Below are 20,199 nucleotides of genomic sequence, written 5' to 3' on the forward strand. Positions count from 1 at the left end.
GAAATCTCCTCAAGCCGTCGCCTGGCTCCGGACGTCCATGGCCTCGCGCATGCCCCGCACGAGGTCTGCCACCGCCTTGCGACCGGCGGCCGGATCGTCGGCATGCTCGCCGACCAGGCGGACGATGGCACTGCCGACCACGACCGCATCCGAGACGGCAGCGACCCGCGCCGCGGTCGCGGCGTCGCGGATGCCGAAACCGACACCCACCGGCAGTGCGGTGAGGCCCCGGATCGTGTCCACGTGTTCGGCGACATCGTCCACGTCCAGGGTGTCGGCCCCGGTCACGCCCTTGAGCGAGACGTAGTAGACGTAGCCCCGCGCCACGTCGCAGATCGCGGTGATCCGCTCCCGGCGGGTAGTCGGCGCGATCAGCCAGATCGGGGCCAGGCCGGCCTTGCCGAGCACGTCAACGAGGTCGTGACTCTCCTCCGGCGGCAGGTCGACGCAGAGCACACCATCCACACCCGCGTCCCGCGCCTCCGCGGCAAAGGTCTCGTAACCGAGCTGCTCGATGGGATTGAGATACCCCATAAGCACCACCGGGGTGTGCGCGTCCCGTTCCCGGAACCGGCGCACGGCGGCCAGTACGTCGCGCACCGTCGTACCGTGTGCCAGCGCCCGCTCACAGGCAGCCTGGATCACGGGGCCATCCGCCATCGGGTCGGAGAACGGCATCCCAACCTCGATGAGATCCGCGCCGGCATCCACCAGCGTGTGCATCAGCGCAGCGGTCTCCGCCGGCGCCGGATCGCCGCCGGTGATGTAGGGAATCAGGAGCTTGCGCCCGGCCTCCCGCGCGCTCGTGAAACACTGCTCGATACGGCTCATAGCTCCATCCCCTGCAGCGCCGCCACGGTGTTGATGTCCTTGTCGCCGCGGCCGGAGAGGTTCACCACGATGTGCCGGTCGCGCTCCATGCCGGCGGCGAGCTCGCGGGCATACGCGAGTGCGTGGGCCGTCTCCAGCGCCGGCATGATGCCCTCGGTGCGGGTCACCTCGTGGAAGGCATCGATCGCCTGCCCGTCCGTGGCGGAGACGTACTCGGCGCGGCCGGTATCCCGCAGCCACGAATGCTCCGGCCCGACACCCGGGTAGTCCAGGCCGGCGGAGACGGAGTGAGTGCCGAGGATCTGGCCGTCCTCGGTCTCCATGAGATACGTGCGGTTGCCGTGGAGCACGCCCGGCCGGCCGGCCGACAGCGGCGCCGCATGGCGACCCGTGTCGACGCCCTCGCCGCCGGCCTCGACGCCGACGATGCGCACATCGGAATCGCCCAGGAACGGATGAAACAGCCCGATGGCGTTGGACCCACCGCCAACGCAGGCCACCAGTGCGTCCGGCAGCCGGCCCACACGCTCGAGCATCTGCTCCCGGGTCTCGCGCCCGATCACCGACTGGAAATCCCGCACCATGAGCGGATACGGATGCGGCCCGGCCACGGTGCCGATGATGTAGAACGTATCGTCGACGTTCGCGGCCCAGTCCCTGAACGCCTCGTTGAGCGCGTCCTTGAGCGTACGCGAACCGGATTCCACCGGTACCACGCGCGCGCCCAGCAAACGCATTCGGTAAACGTTCACGGACTGGCGGCGCACGTCCTCGGCCCCCATGTAGACGACGCACTCCAGCCCCAGGCGGGCGGCCACCGTCGCCGACGCAACGCCGTGCTGGCCCGCGCCCGTCTCCGCAACGATCCGGCGCTTGCCCATACGCGCGGCGAGCAGCGCCTGGCCCATGGTGTTGTTGATCTTGTGAGCACCCGTGTGATTGAGGTCCTCGCGCTTGAACCAGATCCGCGCGCCGCCGATCCGGTCACTCCACCGCTCGGCCAGGTACAGCGGCGACGGGCGCCCCACGTAGTCACGCAGGTCGCGGTGGAGCTCCTCCTGGAAGGAGGGGTCCTCGCGGTAACGCAGATAGGCCTCGGTGAGCTCCTCGAGCGGGGCCATGAGCAGTTCCGGCACGAAACGGCCGCCGAAACGGCCGAAGTGCCCGGTGCTGTCCGGGAATCCCGCGTAATCAGCGGCGCGCTCACCCGCCTTATTGGTATCGGACACGTTCAACCTCTCTGACGAATGCCTCGATGCGGGCGTGATCCTTGATGCCGGGCGCGCTCTCCACGCCGCTGCTGACGTCCACCGCCCACGGCTGCGTGCGCTCGATGGCCTCGGCGACATTACCGGGGTGCAGGCCACCGGCGAGCACCAGCGGCCTGCCGATGTCACCGGGATAAAGCCCCCAGTCGAACGCGGTACCGGTCCCGCCGGCACCGCCCAGGGCGTGACTGTCCAGGAGAAAGCCGCTGGCGGCGGGATGCCGCGCGGCCTGCGACACGGGATCGGGCTCGCCTTCGGCCATCGCCAGCGCCTTGATGTAGCGCCGCCCGTATCCCTCGCAGTCCACCGCCGGCTCCCGGCCGTGAAACTGGAGCATATCCACCGGCACCGTCTCCAGCACCCGCTCGATATCCGCCCTGGCTGCGTCCAGGAAGAGCGCGACGACGGTGACGAACGGCGGGAGCACCCGGCAGATCGCCGCAGCCGTCTCCGCGCCCACTGCACGCGGGCTGGGCGGATAGAACACCAGACCGATCGCGTCGGCGCCGCTCGCGGCGGCTGCCGCCGCGTCCTCCGCACGGGTGATGCCACAAACCTTGACGCGTGTACGCACTATCCGGCCGCCGTGACGGGACCCGCCCGACATCAGTATGGGAAAGCCTTGAATGTTAACCCGCGGCGAACGGATCACGCAAAAGCGGGCAGCACCCCCAGCGGTGGCAGCGCGTACACCTGCGGATAGCGGACCCCCACCAGGTAAAGCCCGCCCGCCGGCGCTGTCATACCCCCGCAGCGCCGGTCCCGCGCGGCCAGCACCTCCGCCGCCCAGTCTGGCGGACGATCGCCGCTGCCGACCGCCATGAGCACGCCGGCGATATTGCGGACCATGTGGTGAAGAAACGCATTCGCCTCGATGTCCACGTAGACGAAGCCATCCCCGCCGGAGACCGTCAGCTCATGGATCCGGCGCACCGGGTGCTTCGCCTGGCAGGCGACGGCACGAAACGAGGTGAAATCGTGCTCGCCCACCAGGTGCGCCGCGGCCAAGCGCATCGGTTCGATAGACAGCGCCCGCCAGGTCCAGGAGACACGATCGCGGAGCAGCACCGGGCGCAGCGGGTCCGTGCGAATGACGTAGCGGTAACGCCTGGCCCGCGCCGAGAAACGCGCGTGGAAATCCTGCGCGACCGGGCGCATCCAGCGCACCCCGATCGCGGCGGGCAGGTTGGACGTCACCCCGCGGACCCAGGCGCGTTCCGGGCGTGGCACCGGCGGGTCGAGGTGAACCACCTGGTGGGTGGCATGTACCCCGGCATCCGTCCGCCCGGCACAGGTCACGGTAACCGGCGCGTCCGCGACCCGCGCCAGCGCCGCCTCCAGATCCGCCTGAACCGAGGGTGCGTGGTCTTGCCGCTGCCAACCGCTGTACGCGCTACCGTCGTATTCGATCCCCAGTGCGATCCGCAATGCCATCCTCCGCCTGATTGCCGCCGCCATCGGGGTGCGCGACGCCACACCGCCCGCCGCCCCGGCTCACCCCAGCCACAGCGCCGCGGCGACCGCGCATGCTACCAGCCAGTCCCGTGCGGGTGGCGGTGACATCGACGGCAGCGTCAGCTCCGGCAGCGGCTCGTTCTCTGCGCGCTTCAGGGCGTAATCAAGCGGGCCGGCAACCGCCGCGGCAATACGCCGCCAGCGCGAGCCGCCGCCGCGGGGCGGGCGCCATGCGCCGAGCACGGCGAGACGGTCGAACACCAGGACCAGCCGCACGGCGAAGCGCTGCACGGGCAGCCCGATCCGTGCCAGTGGTGCCACGAGCCAGAGCAGGGCCGCCGCGGTCCGCTCGCGTGCGAGCCCGCCCAGGAGCCTGCGCGCCCCCAGCGCCATGACCAGAAGGATCGCCGCCCGCCGCGCCCCCTCCGAGAGGGCTGCCGCATCCGGCAGCCAGTGGAATGTCGCAGTCGAGAACCAGCCGTAGAAAACGGCAATGGAGAGGAGCAGCCAGCGCAATCGCCGCGCCGAATGAAGGACGCCGGCAAGCGGCCCGGCCGGATCCGAGCCGGCCATGAACACGACAACCAGGCCGACCACGACGGCCGCCCAGTCACCGGCCGTCATGCCCGCCGCCAGCGCGACGAGCACGACGATTCGTACCGACGGATGCAGGTTCAACCCGCGCCGTCAGCCACCGGAGGCGCGCAGGGAGCGGGCCTGCTCGCGCTGCGCGTCGTCGCCCTCCGCCATGACCTCATCGAGCAGGGCCTCCGCGCCTTCGGCGTCCCCCATCTCGATGTAGGCGCGGGCCAGGTCCAGTTTGGTCGCGACCTCGTCCTCCGGCTCCGCGTCCCAATCGTCGTTGTCGCCGAAATCGAATCCACCGCCGATATCGCCGTCATCCACGGACGCCGTATCGGCCCCGGTCGCGGGGGCGTCGTCACCGGCCTGATAACCTTCGTCGCCGCCGAAGTCGAGATCCCCGAGCTCCAGGTCCTCGGCCTCGAAACCGGGGGAGTCCGGCTCGCCCGGCCCCCGCTCTGCCGACGCCGCGGGCGTCCCTTCCTCCGCGGGTCCGTCCGGCGGTGTCGGGAGCTCGAACTCCAGGCCCGGGTCATCGTCAGATGGGGCGGGCACCTCGCTGTCCGACGCCTCGTCCCCGTTCCCGGACGGGGCCAACGAGCCGTCGAACTCCAGCGGTTCCAGGCTGTCCTCCACCGGATACTGACCTTCCCGGGTCGGGTCGGTGCTCGTGAAGGCGTCATCGCCGGCCTGAGTACCGCCCTCCCCCGGATCGAGATCGAATTCCAGCTCCGTACCACCCGCCGGCTCCGGTGCGGCCTGCCCGTCGTCGGCCACCGTCACGCCGGAATCCCCGCCCCCCGTCGAGGCTTCTTCCACACCAGCGGCGGTGCCCGCCGCGTGCGCATACGCCTGCCTCAACGCCTCGCTGGCGCTCTGCTCGCGATCACCGTTACCGGCCACCGGCCCGTCCTCAGCCGCCGACGTGGCCGGAGCCTGTGCCGCGGCCCCCTGCTCGCTTCCGGCAAACAGCGGATTGTCCGGCGCCACGTCCGCGGCCAGCGCGCAGACACGCCGCCATTCGGCGGAGTCCGTATCCTGTATCCGTGCCCGGAGCGCATGGGCCTCGGACTCGAAAGCGGGGCGGTCATCACGGCGCGCCAGCACCTCGAGCAGCTTGACGCGAAGCTGGGTGTTGTCCGGGTCGTCGTCCAGCGCCTTGTCCAGGACCTCCTGGGCGCTGTCGTAGCGGCCGTAGGCGATGAAGAAGTCGGCCTGCTCAGCCGGATCGCCCTCCTCCTCGATGATCTCCGGACCCTCGTTCCTGATGGTGGCGCGCTGGCTGCGGCGGCGCTCCGCCGCCGCCTGCGCCAGGCTGCGCTCGGTCTCGCCCTCGCTGCGGCGGCGACGCATTACCAGCAGCAGCAGCACGAGCAGGAGGACCAGTCCGCCCGCCCCCGCCAGCAGGAGACGGTTCGCAAGCAGCGTATCCAGCGTCCGCTCCACCAGCCCGGTGACACTCGCCGTCTGTGCCGGTACCTCGTTGCCGTCCTGCGCGCCGGCACCCTTGTCGTTGCCGGCCACGCCGCCCCCGGTGTCCGCCTTGTCCCCGGCGTTTCCAGTGTTTCCGGTGTCACCGCCGGCCGCCTCCCGGGCGGCGGAATCCGCCGCCGTCTCGACGGCCGCCTGCCCGGAGGCGTCCCCGTTACCGGCGGGCACGGCACCATCGGCCTCGACGTTGATCGCGCTCTCGAGCCGCGCAAGACGCTGATTCAGCGAATCCAGCTCCTCGGATAGATCCTCGTTCTCCGCGCGGAGGCTAGCCCGGCTTTCCCGGGCGGCCGCCAGCTCGTTCTGCAGGCGCCGGATGTTCTCGGGGCTTGCCGCGAGATCCGCGCTGGCGAGATCCGCCGTGGCCACGCCGGTACCCGTCGGGGCGACCACGCGGAGCTCGCCGCCGGCGCTACCCGGCGACGCCTTCCCGGACTGCCCCTCGGTGGCTGCCTTGTCCCCGGACTCCGGCGCCTTCCCGGACTGAGCGTCATCCTCGCCCGCAGAGGCGGCGGAATCCGGCGCGGATGCCGTCTCCCCGGACGTCGTCTTCGCCGCGTTGCCGTTCCGCCAGGCTGCCATCTGGCGATTGAACTCCCGGCGCGCCTCGGCACGCGAGAGCGCGGTGATGGCCCCCGTCTCCGGAACCTCGAGCACCGCACCGCGGCGCAGACTGTTGATGTTGCCGTTGACGAAGGCCTGCGGGTTCGCCTCGCGCAGAGCGATCATGGTCTGATAGACCCCCGCGCCCTCGGGACGCACGGACTGCGCGACGCTCCAGAGCGTATCGCCGGCACCGACCGGCCCATAGGAGCCCGGTGCCGTGCCGGATGCGGGCGCCACCGCTGAAGACGGTGCGGGCTCCGCCTCCGTTTCCGCCGCGCCGCCGGGCTGCGTCGTCGCCGGTTCGGCGCTCGTCCCCCCGGAGCTGGCGTAGACGGGCGGATCCAGCAACACGGTAAACTCGCGCACCAGACTGCCCCGCGGCCACTCGACGGTGACCACGAAATCGAGGAACGGCTCCTGGATCGGCCGCTGGCTGGTGACGGCGATATAAGGCTGACCGTCGTCGCCGTCGCGGACCTCGAAATTCAGACGGGTGAGATAGAAGGGCCTGGGGACCCCGGCACGTTCGAACTGCTTCTGGCTGGCGAGCCGGACCTCGACCTGATCCGCGTTCGCGGTATCCATGGAAAGCAGCGGAATCCGGGCATTGAATCGCTCGTTGAGGGCCGACCCCGCCTCGATGCGGCCCAGCCCGATCGCCGAGATATTCGCGGAGACCCCCGTCAGCGCAACGAACGTCGCGATCGCGATTCTACGTCGCATAATGTCCCTTGTTGTTGTCACAGCACCCCGGCTCTCCCGCCGGCCCCCGAACGCTGCCCGCTGACCCGGGCCCCCGTCGTGCGCGGCAGCCCCCTCGGTGGGCGCGCATCGGGTGATGCGAATGCACACGGACGTTGGTCCCGGTTTTATCGACTGACCGCGATGGCGTCAACCGCAGACGTCACATCACGAGCCCTCCGCACCGCAGCCTGCACGGCACGGAGGGGCCCGGCTAGCCTTCCAGCACGATACGGAGCATCCGCCGCAGCGGCTCCGCCGCGCCCCACAGGAGCTGGTCACCGACCGTGAACGCGGACAGGTACTCGCCGCCCATCGCGAGCTTGCGCAGCCGCCCGACCGGCGTGCGCAACGTCCCGGAGACCGCCGCCGGCGTCAGCCCGTGCTTGCTCGCCTCCGGCTCGTTGGGCACGACGCTGGCCCACTCGTTGTCCTCCGCGATCATGGACTCGATCTCGTCCAGCGGGGCGTCACGCGTGAGCTTCACCGTCAGTGCCTGGGCGTGGGAGCGCATCGCACCGATGCGCACGCAGATCCCGTCGATCGGAATGGGATTGTCGCTGCGACCGAGGATCTTGTTGGTCTCGACCTGCGCCTTCCACTCCTCCTTGCTCTGACCGGAGGGCATCGGCTTGTCGATCCAGGGGATCAGGCTGCCCGCCAGCGGCACGCCGAAGTGCTCCGCCGGGTAGCCGTCGCCGGCCAGCGCATCGTTGACGCGCCGGTCAATGTCCAGGATCGCGCTCGCGGGATCCGCCAGCGCCTCGCCGGCGGCGTCGCGGAGGTAACCCATCTGGGTGACCAGCTCGCGCATGTTCTGGGCACCGGCACCGGAGGCGGCCTGGTAGGTCATGGGGCTGATCCACTCCACCAGGCCGCTGCGGAACAGCCCGGCCATACCCATGAGCATGAGGCTGACCGTGCAGTTGCCGCCGACGAAGGTGCGTGTCCCCTCGTCCAGCCCCTTCCGGATGACGTCGAGGTTCACTGGGTCCAGGACGATGATGCTGTCGTCGGCCATGCGCAGTGTCGACGCCGCGTCGATCCAGTAGCCCTGCCAGCCGGCGTTACGGAGCTTCTCGTAGACCTCGCCGGTGTAGTCGCCGCCCTGGGTGGTCACGATGGCGTCCATCGCCTTCAGCGCGTCGATATCCCGCGCATCGCCCAGCGGCGCCGACCCCTTGCCTACGTCCGGGCCCGGCTGGCCCGCCTGGGAGGTGGAGAAGAACACCGGCTCTGGGATGTCGGCGAAGTCGCCCTCGGCGCGCATGCGCTCCATGAGTACGGAGCCGACCATGCCCCGCCAGCCGACGAAACCGATTCGTTTCATGTCTACCTCTTCTGAATGGCTTGTCACTGGGGCGGCGCGGGCCCGAAGGCGCGCCGCCGGACGCCCCCATGATACACGTCTGCCCCGGGGCGTCGCCGCCGGGCCGGCTCAGGCCCCGGCGCGCAGGGCCGCAACCACGGCATCGCCCATGGCGGCGGTGCCCACGGCCCGGCCGCCGTCGGTGTGGATGTCCGGGGTGCGCAGCCCCTGATCGAGCACCTGCCCGACCGCGGTCTCCACACGGGCCGCCAGCTCGCCCTCGCCGAGGCTGTAGCGCAGCAGCATCGCCAGCGAGAGGATCGTCGCCAGCGGGTTGGCACGGTCCTGGCCGGCGATGTCCGGCGCGGAGCCGTGTACCGGCTCATAAAGCCCCCGGGAATGCTCGTCCAGCGAGGCGGACGGCAGCATGCCGATGGAGCCGGTGAGCATCGCCGCACAGTCGGAGAGGATGTCGCCGAACATGTTGCCGGTGACCACCACGTCGAACTGCTTGGGGGCGCGCACGAGCTGCATGGCGGCGTTGTCCACGTACATGTGGTCCAGGGCCACGCCGGGATAGTCCGTGGCCACGCCGTTGACCACCTCGCGCCAGAGCTCGCTGACCTCGAGCACGTTCGCCTTGTCCACCGAGGTGAGCCGGCCCTGGCGCTTGGCGGCGATGTCGAATGCGACCCGCGCGATGCGCCCGATCTCGTCCTCGCCGTATACCAGGGTGTTGTAGCCCCGGCGCTGCCCGGGCTCGCCCTCGATGCCCCGGGGCTCGCCGAAGTAGATGCCTCCGGTGAGCTCGCGCACGATCATGATGTCGAGCCCGGAGACCACCTCCGGACGGAGCGCGGAGGCACCGGCGAGCTGCGGGTAGAGGATCGCCGGGCGCAGGTTCGCGAACAGCCCCAGCTCCGAGCGGATGGCGAGCAGGCCGCGCTCCGGGCGCAGGGCACGCTCGATGCCGTCCCACCGGGGGCCACCCACCGCGCCGAGGAGCACGGCATCCGCCGAGCGCGCGAGCGAGAGCGTCTCCGCCGGCAGCGGGCTGCCGCTGGCGTCGGTGGCGGCACCGCCGATGAGCCCGCGTTCCAGCTCAACCGCCAGGCCGAAGTCGTCGCGGAGCACCGCGAGCACCTTCTCCGCTTCAGCCACAATCTCGGGGCCGATACCGTCGCCGGGGAGTACGAGGATCCTGCTGGTCATGGTCGCTCCTGTCGTCGGGTTGGCCGGCGGCTCACGCGCCGGACCGGGTGAACAGCCACGGCGCCTCCCTGGCGCGCCGGGCCTCGTAGGCCCGGATCTCGTCGGCGTGCTCCAGGGTAAGGCCGATCTCGTCGAGGCCGTTGAGCAGCGCGTGCCGCCGGAAGGCATCGATATCGAAGCCGAACCCCTCGCCGGACGGCGTGGTCACCGTCTGCGACGGCAGGTCGACCGTGAGCCGGTAGCCCGGCTCCGCCGCCGTCTCCTCGAACAGCTTCTGCACCGTTTCCTCAGGGAGAACAACCGGGAGGATGCCATTCTTCGTGCAGTTATTGAAGAAGATGTCCGCGAAGCTCGGCGCGATGACCACCCGGAAGCCGTAGTCGAACAGCGCCCAGGGGGCGTGCTCCCGGGAACTGCCGCAGCCGAAATTGCGCCGCGCCAGCAGGATGCTCGCGCCCTCGTAGCGCGGCTGGTTGAGCACGAAGTCCGGATTCAGCGGGCGCTGGCTGTGGTCCTGACCCGGCTCGCCGTGGTCGAGATAGCGCCATTCGTCGAACAGGTTCGGTCCGAAGCCCGTGCGCTTGATGGACTTCAGGAACTGCTTCGGGATGATGGCGTCGGTGTCCACGTTCGCGCGGTCCAGGGGCGCGACGATCCCGTCGATCTGCTTGAGCGGCTCCATGATCAGAGGCTCCTCACGTCGGTGAATCGGCCGGCAATGGCGGCGGCGGCGGCCATGGCGGGGCTGACCAGGTGCGTACGTCCGCCCTGCCCCTGACGGCCCTCGAAGTTTCGATTGGAGGTGGCGGCGCAGCGCTCACCGGGCTCGAGGCGGTCGGCGTTCATGGCCAGGCACATGGAGCAGCCCGGCTCACGCCACTCGAAGCCGGCCTCCACGAACACCCGGTCGAGGCCCTCGGCCTCGGCCTGCTGCTTCACCAACCCGGAGCCCGGCACTACCATCGCCAGGGTGATGCCGTCGGCGACCCGGTGCCCGCGCACCACGTCCGCGGCGGCGCGCAGGTCCTCGATGCGGGAGTTCGTGCACGAGCCGATAAAGATCTTGTCCGGGCGGATGTCGCCGATCGGCATGCCCGCCTCCAGTCCCATGTATGCCAGCGCCCGCGCGATACCCTCACGGCGGGTCTCGTCCGCCTCCTCCGCCGGGTCCGGCACACGGCCGTCCACCGGTGCGACCATCTCCGGCGAGGTGCCCCAGCTGACCTGCGGGCGGATGTCCGCCGCATCGATGGTGACAACACGGTCGAACTCCGCGTCCGGGTCCGTGTGCAGGGTCCGCCAGTAGGCAACCGCCTGATCCCAGAGATCCCCCTGGGGCGCGAACGGCCGGCCGCGCATGTATTCGATGGTGGCGTCGTCCACCGCGACCATGCCGCAGCGCGCACCGGCCTCGATGGACATGTTGCACACCGTCATGCGCCCCTCGACGGACAGCGAGCGGATGGTATCGCCGCCGAATTCGATCGCGTAGCCCGTGCCGCCGGCGGTGCCGATCCGGCCGATGACGTGCAGGACGATGTCCTTCGCCGTCACCCCGGGCGGCAGTGTGCCGTTCACCTCGACCAGCATCCGCCGGCTCTTCGCCTGAATGAGCGTCTGCGTGGCCAGCGCATGCTCCACCTCGGAGGTACCGATGCCGAACGCAAGCGCCCCGAGCGCCCCGTGGGTGGACGTGTGGGAGTCGCCGCAAACGACCGTCATGCCGGGCTGCGTGGCGCCCTGCTCGGGGCCGATGACATGGACGATGCCCTGGCGCGGGTCGTTCATGGCGAACTCGGTAATCCCGTACGCCGCACAGTTCTCGTCCAGGGTGTCCACCTGCAACCGCGAGACCGGGTCGGCGATCCCCCCGCGGCGGTCCGTGGTGGGCACATTATGGTCCGCCACCGCGAGATTGGCGTCGGTGCGCCACGGCCGGCGCCCGGCCATTCGCAGGCCCTCGAAGGCCTGCGGCGAGGTGACCTCGTGAACGAGCTGCCGGTCGATATAGAGCAACGCCGTGCCGTCCTCGTTCTCGCGCACTACGTGGGCGTCCCAGAGCTTGTCATAGAGCGTTCGGCCCGCCATGAGCAGTTCTCCCCAGATTCCGGATGCGGCGCCCCCGGGGCGCCAGGACTTAGTCAGCGGGATTGAGTCTAGTGGCCGACAAATAATAAAATCAATTCATCATTTTTATTATTTGGATTCCATATTGGAATGGATATGGACACCCAGAACCTTGCTGCCTTCGTCACCGCCGCCGAATATGGCTCGTTCTCCCGCGCTGCCGAGGCCTTGGAGCTCACTCAACCCGCGGTGAGCAAGCGCATCTCCGGTCTGGAGGACCGCATCGGCGCCCGCCTGTTCGACCGGGTCGGCCGCCGCGTCGCCCTCACCGAGGCCGGGGAGACCCTCCTTCCCCGGGCCCGGGCCCTACTGGTGATGGTCGACGACACCCGCCGGGCGCTGGACAGTCTCAGCCATGACGTCACCGGGCGGCTCACACTGGCGACGAGCCACCACGTCGGGCTGCACCGGCTGCCGGCGGTGTTGCGGGCATTCACCCGCCACTACCCCGCCGCCGGTCTGGACCTGCGCTTTCTGGACTCCGAGCAGGCGTACCAGGGGGTGCTCGACGGCGCGCTGGAGCTCGCGGTGGTCACCCTGGCCCCGACTCCGGACCCGGCGCTGTCCGTCGTCCCGGTCTGGGTGGACGACCTGCGCTTCGTCTGCGGCCCGGAGCATCCACTCGCCGGCGCCGGGCGCATCGATCTCGCCACGCTGGGGCGCCATGAGGGCGTGCTCCCCGGCAGCCGCACCTTCACCCGCGGCCTGATCGAGGAGCGCTTCGCCCGCGCCGGGGTGACACCGACGATCGCACTGGCAACGAACTACCTGGAGACGCTGAAGATGATGGCGAGCATCGGCCTGGGCTGGAGCGTGCTGCCGGAGACGCTGCTGGACGGGACCCTGCACGTCATTGACGTCGACGAGCCCCCGATCCGGCGGCCCCTCGGCTATCTCTATCACCGCAGCCGCACGCTCTCCAACGCCGCGCGCGCGATGATCGCCGAGCTGGAAACGGTGCGTACCGCCGACACGCGCACTTAGCACCACGTCGGTGGACGCCGGCCGACGCGGCACGATTTCCCTGCGTTGGGGGCGCCCGTTGCAGTAAGGTAACGGGCCGGCCCCGGGCGAGGCCCGGGTCATTAAACGCCGCGGTAACCCCGTCGGCCGCAACAGGAGGTGGAGAATGTCACGCAGCGCCATCGGCGGCGTTGCCCGGGGCCCGGTCCTCGCCAGCGACGAGGGGCTAAGCTTCTGGGGCGGCGTCGATCCCGCAACAGGGACCATCATAGACGCCCATCACCCGCTGTGTGGCGAGAGCGTCGCGGGCACCGTGCTCGCGCTGCCGACGAGCCGGGGGTCGTGCACCGGCAGCGGGGTGCTCCTGGAGCTGATCCGGAACGGCCACGCGCCGGCGGCGCTGGTCTTCCGCGAGCCGGAGGGCGTGCTCACCCTCGGGGCGCTGGTCTCGCGCCATGTCTTCGACGCCACCATCCCCGTGCTGCAGCTCGACGGCGATGACTTCGTCACGCTGGCCGCGGCGGAACATGCCGTCATCGACGGAGCCCGCGTAGAGGCCCCCGGACTTGCGCTAACCCTCCCGACGGTGGATCCGGACTCCGTGGCGCTCTCTCCGGACGACCGCGCCATGCTCGACGGCCGCGACGGCACCGCCGTGCAGGTGGCGATGCGCATCGTACGCGACATCGCCGCCATCGACGGTGCCAGACGCCTCATCGATGTCAGCCAGGTGCACATCGACGGCTGCATCTACGCCAGTCCGGCCATCCTCCGGTTCGCCGAGGTCTTCGCGGGGATGCAGGCGCGGGTACGCGTGCCCACGACCACGAACGCAATCTCGGTCGACCACGCGCACTGGCGCGAACAGGGTGTGCCGGAGGCCTTCGGCGACCCGGCCAGCCGGCTCGCGGACGCCTACGTGCAGATGGGGGCACGGGCGAGCTTCACCTGCGCGCCGTACCTCCTGGACAGCGCGCCCAAGGCCCACGACGTCATCGCATGGGCGGAATCCAACGCGGTGATCTACGCCAACAGCGTGCTGGGCGCCCGCACCGCCAAGCACCCCGACTTCCTCGACCTGTGCATCGCGCTGACCGGCCGGGCACCGGATTATGACGTCTATCTCGATGAGAACCGCGCCGCGCGGCGGGTACTCGAGATAGACACGCCCGCGGGCTGCGACGACGCCCTGTGGCCGATGCTGGGCTATCTCGCGGGGCTACATGCGCCGGATCGCATCCCGCTGCTGAGGGGGCTTGCAAGCCTGTCCCCGGGCGAGGACGACCTCAAGGCCCTGTGCGCGGCCTTCGGCACGACCTCGGCGGCGCCGATGCTCCACGTCGAGGGCGTGACCCCGGAAGCGGGGCATGTCTCCGCGGACGCGGACACGGTAAGACTCACCCGGGAGGACCTCGCACGGGCCTGGCGGCAGCTCAATGCCGGCCCGGTCGGGATCGATCTGGTCGCCTTCGGCAGTCCCCACTTTTCCCTCGGCGAGTGCCGTGCCCTGGCCGCGGAAATGGCAGGCCAGCACTGTGCCGGGGGCGTGACCGCCATCGTCACGCTGGGGCACGACACCCTCGCCGCCGCCCGCGCCGAGGGCCTGGTCGACCAGCTGGAGGAGGCCGGCGTGCGCATCTACGCCGACATCTGCTGGTGCTCGATCTCCGAGCCGGTATTCCCGCCGGAGGCACGGACCCTGATGACAAACTCCGGGAAGTACGCCCACTACGCCCCCGGGCTCAGCGGCCGTTCCGTGCGTTTCGGCAGCCTCGCGGACTGCGCCCTCGCCGCGCGCACGGGCCGCGCGCCGGACACCCCGCCGGCCTGGCTGGGGTAGGCGGGGCGCTATTCCGGCGGGGCCGCCGGCGGGATCACCGGCGTGTCGGTGTGCACGTCGGCGTTCTGGGCGCGGTGGCGGAGGTAGTGGTCCATCAGGGTCAGCGCCGTCATCGCCTCCGCGATCGGGGTGGCGCGCACACCGACGCAGGGGTCGTGGCGGCCGGTGGTCACGACCTCGTCCGGCGCACCGGTCACGTCCACGGATCGGCCCGGCACACGGATGCTCGAGGTCGGCTTGAGGGCGATGCGGGCGACGATGTCCTGGCCGGTGGAGATCCCGCCGAGCACGCCGCCGGCGTTGTTCGACAGGAAGCCGGCGGGCGTGATCTCGTCGCGGTGCTCGGAGCCGCGCTGGGTCACCGCCTCGAAGCCGGCCCCGAACTCCACGCCCTTGACCGCGTTGATGCCCATCAGCGCCCGCGCCAGTTCGGCGTCGAGACGGTCGAAGACCGGTTCGCCAAGCCCCACCGGCAGCCCCTCGGCCACCACCGTCACGGCGGCACCGGCGGAGTCGCCGTCGCGGCGGAGCTGGTCCATGTAGGCCTCGAGCTCCGGCACACGGTCCGGGTCCGCGCAGAAGAACGGGTTCGTCTCCACGGCGGGCCAGTCCACCAGGCCCAGCTCGAAGGGCCCGAGCGCGCTCAGGTAGCCGCGTACGGACACCCCCAGGTGCTCCGCGAGGTAGCGCCGGGCGATGGCGCCGGCGGCCACGCGCATCGCCGTCTCCCGCGCCGACGAGCGCCCGCCGCCGCGGTAATCGCGGATGCCGTACTTCTGATGATAGGTGTAATCCGCATGGCCGGGCCGGAAGCTGTCCTTGATGCGCCCGTAGTCCCGGGAACGCTGGTCGGCGTTCTCGATCAGCAGCCCAATGGGCGTGCCGATGGTCACCCCCTCGAACACCCCGGAGAGGATGCGCACGCGGTCTGGCTCGCGGCGCTGGGAGGTATAGCGCGAGCGCCCCGGCGCACGGCGGTCGAGGTCGTGCTGGAGGTCCGCCTCGGTGATCGCCAGCCCCGGCGGGCAGCCGTCGACGATCGCGCCCAGGGCCTCGCCGTGGGACTCGCCGAAGGTGGTGACGGTAAACAGTTTTCCGAAGGTATTCCCGGACATACGCGTCAGACCGAAGATTCAGGGTTGAGATGGCCGGCGGCCAGCGCCGCGCGCAGTGCGGCCGCCGTGACCACGAACACGCCCACGCCGCCGCGCTCGAAGGCGAGCCAGGTGAGCGGAAGATCCGGATACGCCGCCTCCATCGCCGGGGCGCTGTGCCCGACCTCGCAGACCAGCACGCCGTCGTCGGTGAGCCGTGCGGTGGCCTCCACGAGCAGGCGGTGGACATAGTCGAGGCCATCCTCCCCCGCCGCCAGCGCCATGCGCGGCTCGTGGCGGTACTCCTCCGGCAGCGCGTCCATCGCGGGTGCGTCCACGTACGGCGGGTTGGCCACGATCACGTCGTAGGCCGGCTCCGCAGGAGGCCCGGCGAGAAGATCGGAGGCGCGCACGTGCACCCGCTCGCGCACGCCATGACGGTCCGCGTTGATGCGGGCCACCGCGAGGGCGTCCTCGGAGATATCCAGCGCGTCCACCTCGCAGCCCGGCAGGGCCAGGGCGCAGGCGATGGCGATGCAGCCGCTGCCCGTGCCCACGTCCGCGATGCGGGTGACCTCGTCGGGATCCGCCCAGGGCTGGAAGCCCGCCTCGATCAGCTCCGCCACCGGGGAGCGCGGGATCAGCACGCGCTCATCGACATAGAACGCCAGCCCCGCGAACCAGGCCTCGTGGGTGATGTAGGGCAACGGCAGGCGCTGCTCGACGCGCTGGTGGACCCGGGCGACGATCGCCGCCTTCTCCTCACCGGTCAGGCGGCAGCCGAGGTAGGCGTCGTGGGTGTCCGGCGGCAGGTGCAGCGTGTGCAGCACCAGCGCGGCCGCCTCGTCGATGGCGTTGTCCGTGCCGTGGCCGTAGCACACGCCCGCCGCCTCGAAGCGCGAGGCGCCCCAGCGCACGAAATCGGCGATGGTCTCCAGCTCCGGCGGGACACGGTTGGCGTCGCTCATGATCGGCTCCTGCTCTCGCGAGCGGGGATACTAACCCGAGCGGTGCCCCGCTGTCCGCTCCGGGCTTCCGCCGCCGCGCCGATCCGCGGATAATGCCCGTCCCCGAGCCAGCCGGAAGCGAGCGCGATGAGCCGAGACCAGCCCGCGGGCGCGATGGACCGCGTGAAATCCCTCGCCCTCTATCCCCTGCCGCACCACGCGGTATCGCGGCTGGTCGGCCGGGTCACGCGGATGCGCACCCGCTGGGTGCGGGACGTGTTGATCCGCACCTTCGTGCGCGCCTTCGGCGTGGACCTCACCGACGCCGAGGGCGATGTCCCCGGCGACTGGCCGGACTTCAACGCATTCTTCACCCGCGCCCTGCGCCCCGGGACCCGGCCGCTGCCGGACGACGGCGCCGCCATCGCCTCGCCGGTGGACGGCACCGTCAGCGAGGCCGGGCACATCGCCGCCGGCGAGCTGATCCAGGCCAAGGGCCAGCGCTTCGGGCTGCGCGCGCTCCTCGGCGGCGACGCCGAGCTCGCGGAGCGCTTCCGCGATGGCGCCTGGGCCACGCTCTACCTCTCACCGCGGGACTACCACCGCGTCCACATGCCCGGGGACGGCCGCCCGAGCGCCATGATCCACGTACCCGGGCGGCTGTTCAGCGTCGCCCCGCACACGGTCCGCGCGGTCCCCGGTCTGTTCGCGCGCAACGAGCGCGTGGTGTGCCTGTTCGACGGCGCGGATGGCCCCTTCGCCGTGATCCTTGTCGGCGCGATCTGCGTCGCCAGCATCGAGACCGTCTGGCACGGCGTGGTGACGCCGCCGGCGGGCCGGCGCGTGCGCGCCTGGCACTACCGCAACGCCGCCCTGCTGGAACGCGGTGCGGAGATGGGCCGGTTCAACATGGGCTCCACCGCGATCCTGCTCTACCCGCGCGGCCGCGTGGACTGGGCGACGGATCTCCGGCCCGGCCGGCACCTGCGCATGGGCGAGGCCATCGGCCGGCACCTCTAACGGGCCGCGGTCAGGCCCGCTCCACCGGGAAGGCGATGACCCCGTCGATCCGCGTGGCTCCCAGGGCGACCATGAACAGCCGGTCGAGCCCCAGGGCCACACCGGCACAGTCGGGCAGCCCCGCCTCCAGCGCGGCGAGCAGGCGCTCGTCGATCAGCGGCACGGGCTGCCCGGCCGCCACACGGTGCTCGCGATCCGCCTCGAACCGGCGACGCTGCTCCGCGGCATTGGTGAGTTCGTGGAAGCCGTTGGCGATCTCCAGGCCGTCGATGAAAAGCTCGAAGCGCTCGGCCACCCGTGGATCGCGCGGAGACAGCCGGGCGAGCGCGGCCTGTGAGGCGGGAAAGTCGGTGACGAAGTCGAAGGCGTCCTGCCCCAGCACTGGGGCGATGCGGGCACCGAAGAGCAGATCGAGGCCGTCGTCGCGGTCGAGCCCCGCGACCGTCGTGCCGGGAACGGCGGCGGCGACGCACTCGCGTACCTCGTCGGCAGCCGCGGTGAGCGGGTCCAGGCCCAGGTGCGTGCGGAACAGTGCCGCGTAGGCGTGCCGGCGCACGGGGCGGGGGCCCGCGATCCGCGCGGCCAGCTCCGCCACCTCCGCCATCAGGTCCTCGTGGTCGAGGCCCGGGCGGTACCACTCCAGCAGGGTGAACTCGGGATTGTGCCGGGCGCCACGCTCGCCGGCACGGAAGGCGCGTGCGACCTGGTAGATCGCGCCCATGCCGGCGGCGAGCAGCCGTTTCATGGCGTATTCGGGGGAGGTCTGCAGCCAGAGGCGGCCGGAGGGCGGCGCCCCGGGGCCGTCGTAGTTCACCCCGAGGCCGTCGAGGTGTACGTCCGTGACCCCGGCGGCGGCAAGGCTCGGGGTCTCGACCTCGACCACGCCGCGCTCCGCGAAGAAGGCGCGGACGTCGGCGAGCAGCGCGGCCCGGCGACGCAGCGTCTCCGGGCTCGCGCTCGGGCGCCAGTCAGTGGCGTCGGTCACTCCTTGGCGCGGGAGATATAGGCGCCATTACGGGTGTCCACCTTGAGGACCTCGCCCTCCTCGATGAACAGCGGCACCTGGACCACCGCGCCGGTCTCCAGGGTGGCGGGCTTGCTGCCGCCGCTGGAGGTGTCGCCGCGCAGGCCGGGATCCGTCTGCACCACCTTGAGCTGGACGTGCGGCGGCGCCTCCACGGACAGCGGCTCACCGTTGTAGAGGGTGATGTTGCACACGTCCTGCTCCTTGAGCCACTTGGCGGCGTCGCCCACGGCAGCCTCGTTCGCCGCGTGCTGCTCGAAGGTCTCCGGGTCCATGAAGTACCAGAACTCGCCGTCGGAGTAGAGATACTGCATCTCCGTCTCCATGACGTCGGCGGCCTCGACGGTGTCCCCGGACTTGAAGGTGCGGTCGATGACCTTGCCGGTCTTGAGGTTGCGGACCTTCACACGGTTGAAGGCCTGGCCCTTGCCCGGCTTGACGAATTCGTTGTCGACGATGGCATAGGGATCGCCGTCGAGCATGATCTTGAGGCCGGACTTGAACTGGTTGGTGCTGAAGCTCGCCATGGATTACCCCGGATTGACGGCCCCCGAGCGGGGGCGGTGATTCACTCCCGCGGGTGCGCTACCATCGCCCCGCGAACAACGCCGCGAATGCTAACGGAAAAGCGCCGACTATAGAACATGGTGAACGCCCAGGCCGCCTCCACCACCACCCGGAGCGAACCGCCGGCGTGGCAACGCGCCCTCGCGGACGCGATCCGCGACCCACGGGAGCTGCTGGACACGCTGGCACTACCGCACACGCTGCTCGACGGCGCCCGCACCGGTGCGGCGCTGTTCCCGCTGCGCGTGCCGCGGGGCTACGCCGCGCGCATGCGCCGCGGCGACCCGGACGACCCGCTGCTTCGCCAGGTCCTGCCGGTGGCCGCGGAGGCGCGGTCCACACCGGGATTTGTCGACGACCCGGTGGGCGACCTCGACGTCGTGCGCCCCGGCGGCATCCTGCACAAGTACCGCGGCCGGGCGCTGATCGTCGCCACCGGCGCGTGCGCTGTGAACTGCCGCTACTGCTTCCGCCGCGCGTTCCCCTACAGTGAGCACCAGGCCGCACCACACCAGTGGCGTGAGGCGCTGGACACCCTCCGCGGCGACCCGTCGATCGAGGAGGTCATCCTGAGCGGCGGCGACCCGCTGAGCCTCTCCGACCGCCGCCTCGCCGCCCTCGCCGAGGGCCTCGCCGGGATCGGTCATGTGCGGCGGCTGCGCGTACATACCCGGTTACCGGTGGTGCTGCCCGAGCGTGTCGACGATGGTCTGCTGGACTGGCTCGCCGGGACCCGCCTGGCCCCGGTGATGGTCATCCACGCCAACCACCCCGCGGAGCTCGACGGCGACGTGGCCGCGGCCCTCGCGCGCCTGCGGGAAAACGGCGTCACGCTGCTCAACCAGACGGTGCTGCTGCGCGGGGTCAATGACGCGGTGGCGACGCTCGCAGCGCTCTCCGAGCGGCTGTTCGAGCAGGGGGTGATGCCGTACTACCTGCACCTGCTCGATCCGGTGCGCGGCGCCGGCCACTTCGATGTGGACGAGCGGGAGGCCGCCGGCCTGATGCGCGGGCTCGCCGATCGCCTGCCCGGCTACCTGGTACCCCGGCTCGTCCGCGAGGTTCCCGGGCGCAGCGCCAAGACCCACATTGCCTGGGACACGGCCCCGCCGTAAGGCGAAC

Annotated in this window: 18 protein-coding genes; 4 read left to right on the forward strand and 14 right to left on the reverse strand. The window is 70.9% G+C overall.

The window, feature by feature from the left end; all coding sequences use genetic code 11:
- Positions 1 to 9: 9 nt before the first annotated feature.
- The 10 genes from trpA to leuC all read right to left on the reverse strand — a co-directional run bounded on the left by trpA (position 10) and on the right by leuC (position 11,583).
- Entirely contained in the window at positions 10 to 831 is an 822-nt protein-coding gene (gene trpA / locus G7A99_RS02060) for a tryptophan synthase subunit alpha (RefSeq protein ID WP_018716952.1), read from the reverse strand.
- Positions 828 to 2,066, reverse strand: a complete 1,239-nt coding sequence (gene trpB, locus G7A99_RS02065; RefSeq protein WP_018716953.1) for a tryptophan synthase subunit beta — start codon at positions 2,064 to 2,066, stop codon at positions 828 to 830. The genes trpA and trpB overlap by 4 nt, the downstream gene beginning before the upstream one ends.
- Entirely contained in the window at positions 2,044 to 2,673 is a 630-nt protein-coding gene (locus tag G7A99_RS02070) for a phosphoribosylanthranilate isomerase (RefSeq protein ID WP_018716954.1), read from the reverse strand. The genes trpB and G7A99_RS02070 overlap by 23 nt, the downstream gene beginning before the upstream one ends.
- Before the next feature lie 74 nt (positions 2,674 to 2,747).
- Positions 2,748 to 3,533 carry a tRNA pseudouridine(38-40) synthase TruA gene (truA, locus tag G7A99_RS02075; protein ID WP_205599696.1) on the reverse strand — a complete coding sequence of 262 codons (786 nt, stop codon included), beginning with the start codon at positions 3,531 to 3,533 and terminating at the stop codon, positions 2,748 to 2,750.
- A 60-nt stretch (positions 3,534 to 3,593) separates the two neighbouring features.
- Entirely contained in the window at positions 3,594 to 4,202 is a 609-nt protein-coding gene (locus G7A99_RS02080; protein WP_163138740.1) for a hypothetical protein, read from the reverse strand.
- Between the two features lie 39 nt (positions 4,203 to 4,241).
- A complete protein-coding gene (locus tag G7A99_RS02085; protein ID WP_163138741.1) occupies positions 4,242 to 6,956 on the reverse strand; it encodes a FimV/HubP family polar landmark protein in 2,715 nt (904 codons plus the stop codon).
- Between the two features lie 232 nt (positions 6,957 to 7,188).
- On the reverse strand, positions 7,189 to 8,304 hold the full coding sequence (gene asd / locus G7A99_RS02090) for an aspartate-semialdehyde dehydrogenase (RefSeq protein ID WP_163138742.1): 1,116 nt from the start codon (positions 8,302 to 8,304) through the stop codon (positions 7,189 to 7,191).
- A gap of 108 nt (positions 8,305 to 8,412) precedes the next feature.
- Complete coding sequence (gene leuB, locus G7A99_RS02095) at positions 8,413 to 9,495, reverse strand: 3-isopropylmalate dehydrogenase (RefSeq protein ID WP_018716959.1); 1,083 nt, start codon at positions 9,493 to 9,495, stop codon at positions 8,413 to 8,415.
- A 31-nt stretch (positions 9,496 to 9,526) separates the two neighbouring features.
- Positions 9,527 to 10,177, reverse strand: coding sequence for a 3-isopropylmalate dehydratase small subunit (gene leuD / locus G7A99_RS02100; protein WP_018716960.1), 651 nt, complete (start codon positions 10,175 to 10,177; stop codon positions 9,527 to 9,529).
- 2 nt (positions 10,178 to 10,179) lie between these two features.
- On the reverse strand, positions 10,180 to 11,583 hold the full coding sequence (gene leuC / locus G7A99_RS02105; RefSeq protein WP_018716961.1) for a 3-isopropylmalate dehydratase large subunit: 1,404 nt from the start codon (positions 11,581 to 11,583) through the stop codon (positions 10,180 to 10,182).
- Positions 11,584 to 11,718: 135 nt separating this feature from the next.
- Here leuC and G7A99_RS02110 point away from each other — a divergent pair, with 135 nt between their 5' ends.
- Together G7A99_RS02110 and G7A99_RS02115 are read left to right on the forward strand one after the other, a co-directional pair.
- Positions 11,719 to 12,606, forward strand: a complete 888-nt coding sequence (locus G7A99_RS02110; RefSeq protein WP_163138743.1) for a LysR family transcriptional regulator — start codon at positions 11,719 to 11,721, stop codon at positions 12,604 to 12,606.
- Between the two features lie 145 nt (positions 12,607 to 12,751).
- Complete coding sequence (locus G7A99_RS02115; RefSeq protein WP_163138744.1) at positions 12,752 to 14,425, forward strand: aconitase X; 1,674 nt, start codon at positions 12,752 to 12,754, stop codon at positions 14,423 to 14,425.
- An 8-nt stretch (positions 14,426 to 14,433) separates the two neighbouring features.
- Here the strand turns inward: G7A99_RS02115 and aroC are convergent, their stop codons facing one another.
- Positions 14,434 to 15,540 carry a chorismate synthase gene (gene aroC, locus G7A99_RS02120; protein ID WP_163138745.1) on the reverse strand — a complete coding sequence of 369 codons (1,107 nt, stop codon included), beginning with the start codon at positions 15,538 to 15,540 and terminating at the stop codon, positions 14,434 to 14,436.
- Positions 15,541 to 15,545: 5 nt separating this feature from the next.
- Positions 15,546 to 16,487 carry a 50S ribosomal protein L3 N(5)-glutamine methyltransferase gene (gene prmB, locus G7A99_RS02125; protein WP_018716965.1) on the reverse strand — a complete coding sequence of 314 codons (942 nt, stop codon included), beginning with the start codon at positions 16,485 to 16,487 and terminating at the stop codon, positions 15,546 to 15,548.
- Positions 16,488 to 16,613: 126 nt separating this feature from the next.
- On the opposite strand from prmB, the gene asd (G7A99_RS02130) reads away from it, so the two are divergent.
- Positions 16,614 to 17,486, forward strand: a complete 873-nt coding sequence (asd, locus tag G7A99_RS02130; protein WP_163138746.1) for an archaetidylserine decarboxylase — start codon at positions 16,614 to 16,616, stop codon at positions 17,484 to 17,486.
- A gap of 10 nt (positions 17,487 to 17,496) precedes the next feature.
- On the opposite strand, the gene epmA is transcribed toward asd (G7A99_RS02130), so the two are convergent.
- Together epmA and efp are read right to left on the reverse strand one after the other, a co-directional pair.
- A complete protein-coding gene (gene epmA / locus G7A99_RS02135; RefSeq protein ID WP_163138747.1) occupies positions 17,497 to 18,471 on the reverse strand; it encodes an EF-P lysine aminoacylase EpmA in 975 nt (324 codons plus the stop codon).
- Positions 18,468 to 19,037 carry an elongation factor P gene (gene efp, locus G7A99_RS02140; RefSeq protein WP_018716968.1) on the reverse strand — a complete coding sequence of 190 codons (570 nt, stop codon included), beginning with the start codon at positions 19,035 to 19,037 and terminating at the stop codon, positions 18,468 to 18,470. Before efp ends, epmA begins: the two co-directional genes overlap by 4 nt.
- A 117-nt stretch (positions 19,038 to 19,154) precedes the next feature.
- On the opposite strand from efp, the gene epmB reads away from it, so the two are divergent.
- Positions 19,155 to 20,192 carry an EF-P beta-lysylation protein EpmB gene (gene epmB, locus G7A99_RS02145; RefSeq protein WP_163138748.1) on the forward strand — a complete coding sequence of 346 codons (1,038 nt, stop codon included), beginning with the start codon at positions 19,155 to 19,157 and terminating at the stop codon, positions 20,190 to 20,192.
- Positions 20,193 to 20,199: the final 7 nt, after the last annotated feature.

This window comes from Arhodomonas sp. KWT (assembly GCF_010993615.1).

Bases quoted from the DNA above. Each gene is read 5' to 3' on its own strand.
- G7A99_RS02110 (WP_163138743.1), top strand. From the start codon at position 11,719: ATGGACACCCAGAACCTTGCTGCCTTCGTCACCGCCGCCGAATATGGC.
- G7A99_RS02085 (WP_163138741.1), bottom strand. From the start codon at position 6,956: ATGCGACGTAGAATCGCGATCGCGACGTTCGTTGCGCTGACGGGGGTC.
- aroC (WP_163138745.1), bottom strand. From the start codon at position 15,540: ATGTCCGGGAATACCTTCGGAAAACTGTTTACCGTCACCACCTTCGGC.
- asd (WP_163138746.1), top strand. From the start codon at position 16,614: ATGAGCCGAGACCAGCCCGCGGGCGCGATGGACCGCGTGAAATCCCTC.
- prmB (WP_018716965.1), bottom strand. From the start codon at position 16,487: ATGAGCGACGCCAACCGTGTCCCGCCGGAGCTGGAGACCATCGCCGAT.
- efp (WP_018716968.1), bottom strand. From the start codon at position 19,037: ATGGCGAGCTTCAGCACCAACCAGTTCAAGTCCGGCCTCAAGATCATG.
- truA (WP_205599696.1), bottom strand. From the start codon at position 3,533: ATGGCATTGCGGATCGCACTGGGGATCGAATACGACGGTAGCGCGTAC.
- trpA (WP_018716952.1), bottom strand. From the start codon at position 831: ATGAGCCGTATCGAGCAGTGTTTCACGAGCGCGCGGGAGGCCGGGCGC.
- epmB (WP_163138748.1), top strand. From the start codon at position 19,155: ATGGTGAACGCCCAGGCCGCCTCCACCACCACCCGGAGCGAACCGCCG.
- G7A99_RS02115 (WP_163138744.1), top strand. From the start codon at position 12,752: ATGTCACGCAGCGCCATCGGCGGCGTTGCCCGGGGCCCGGTCCTCGCC.
- leuB (WP_018716959.1), bottom strand. From the start codon at position 9,495: ATGACCAGCAGGATCCTCGTACTCCCCGGCGACGGTATCGGCCCCGAG.
- asd (WP_163138742.1), bottom strand. From the start codon at position 8,304: ATGAAACGAATCGGTTTCGTCGGCTGGCGGGGCATGGTCGGCTCCGTA.
- leuD (WP_018716960.1), bottom strand. From the start codon at position 10,177: ATGGAGCCGCTCAAGCAGATCGACGGGATCGTCGCGCCCCTGGACCGC.
- leuC (WP_018716961.1), bottom strand. From the start codon at position 11,583: ATGGCGGGCCGAACGCTCTATGACAAGCTCTGGGACGCCCACGTAGTG.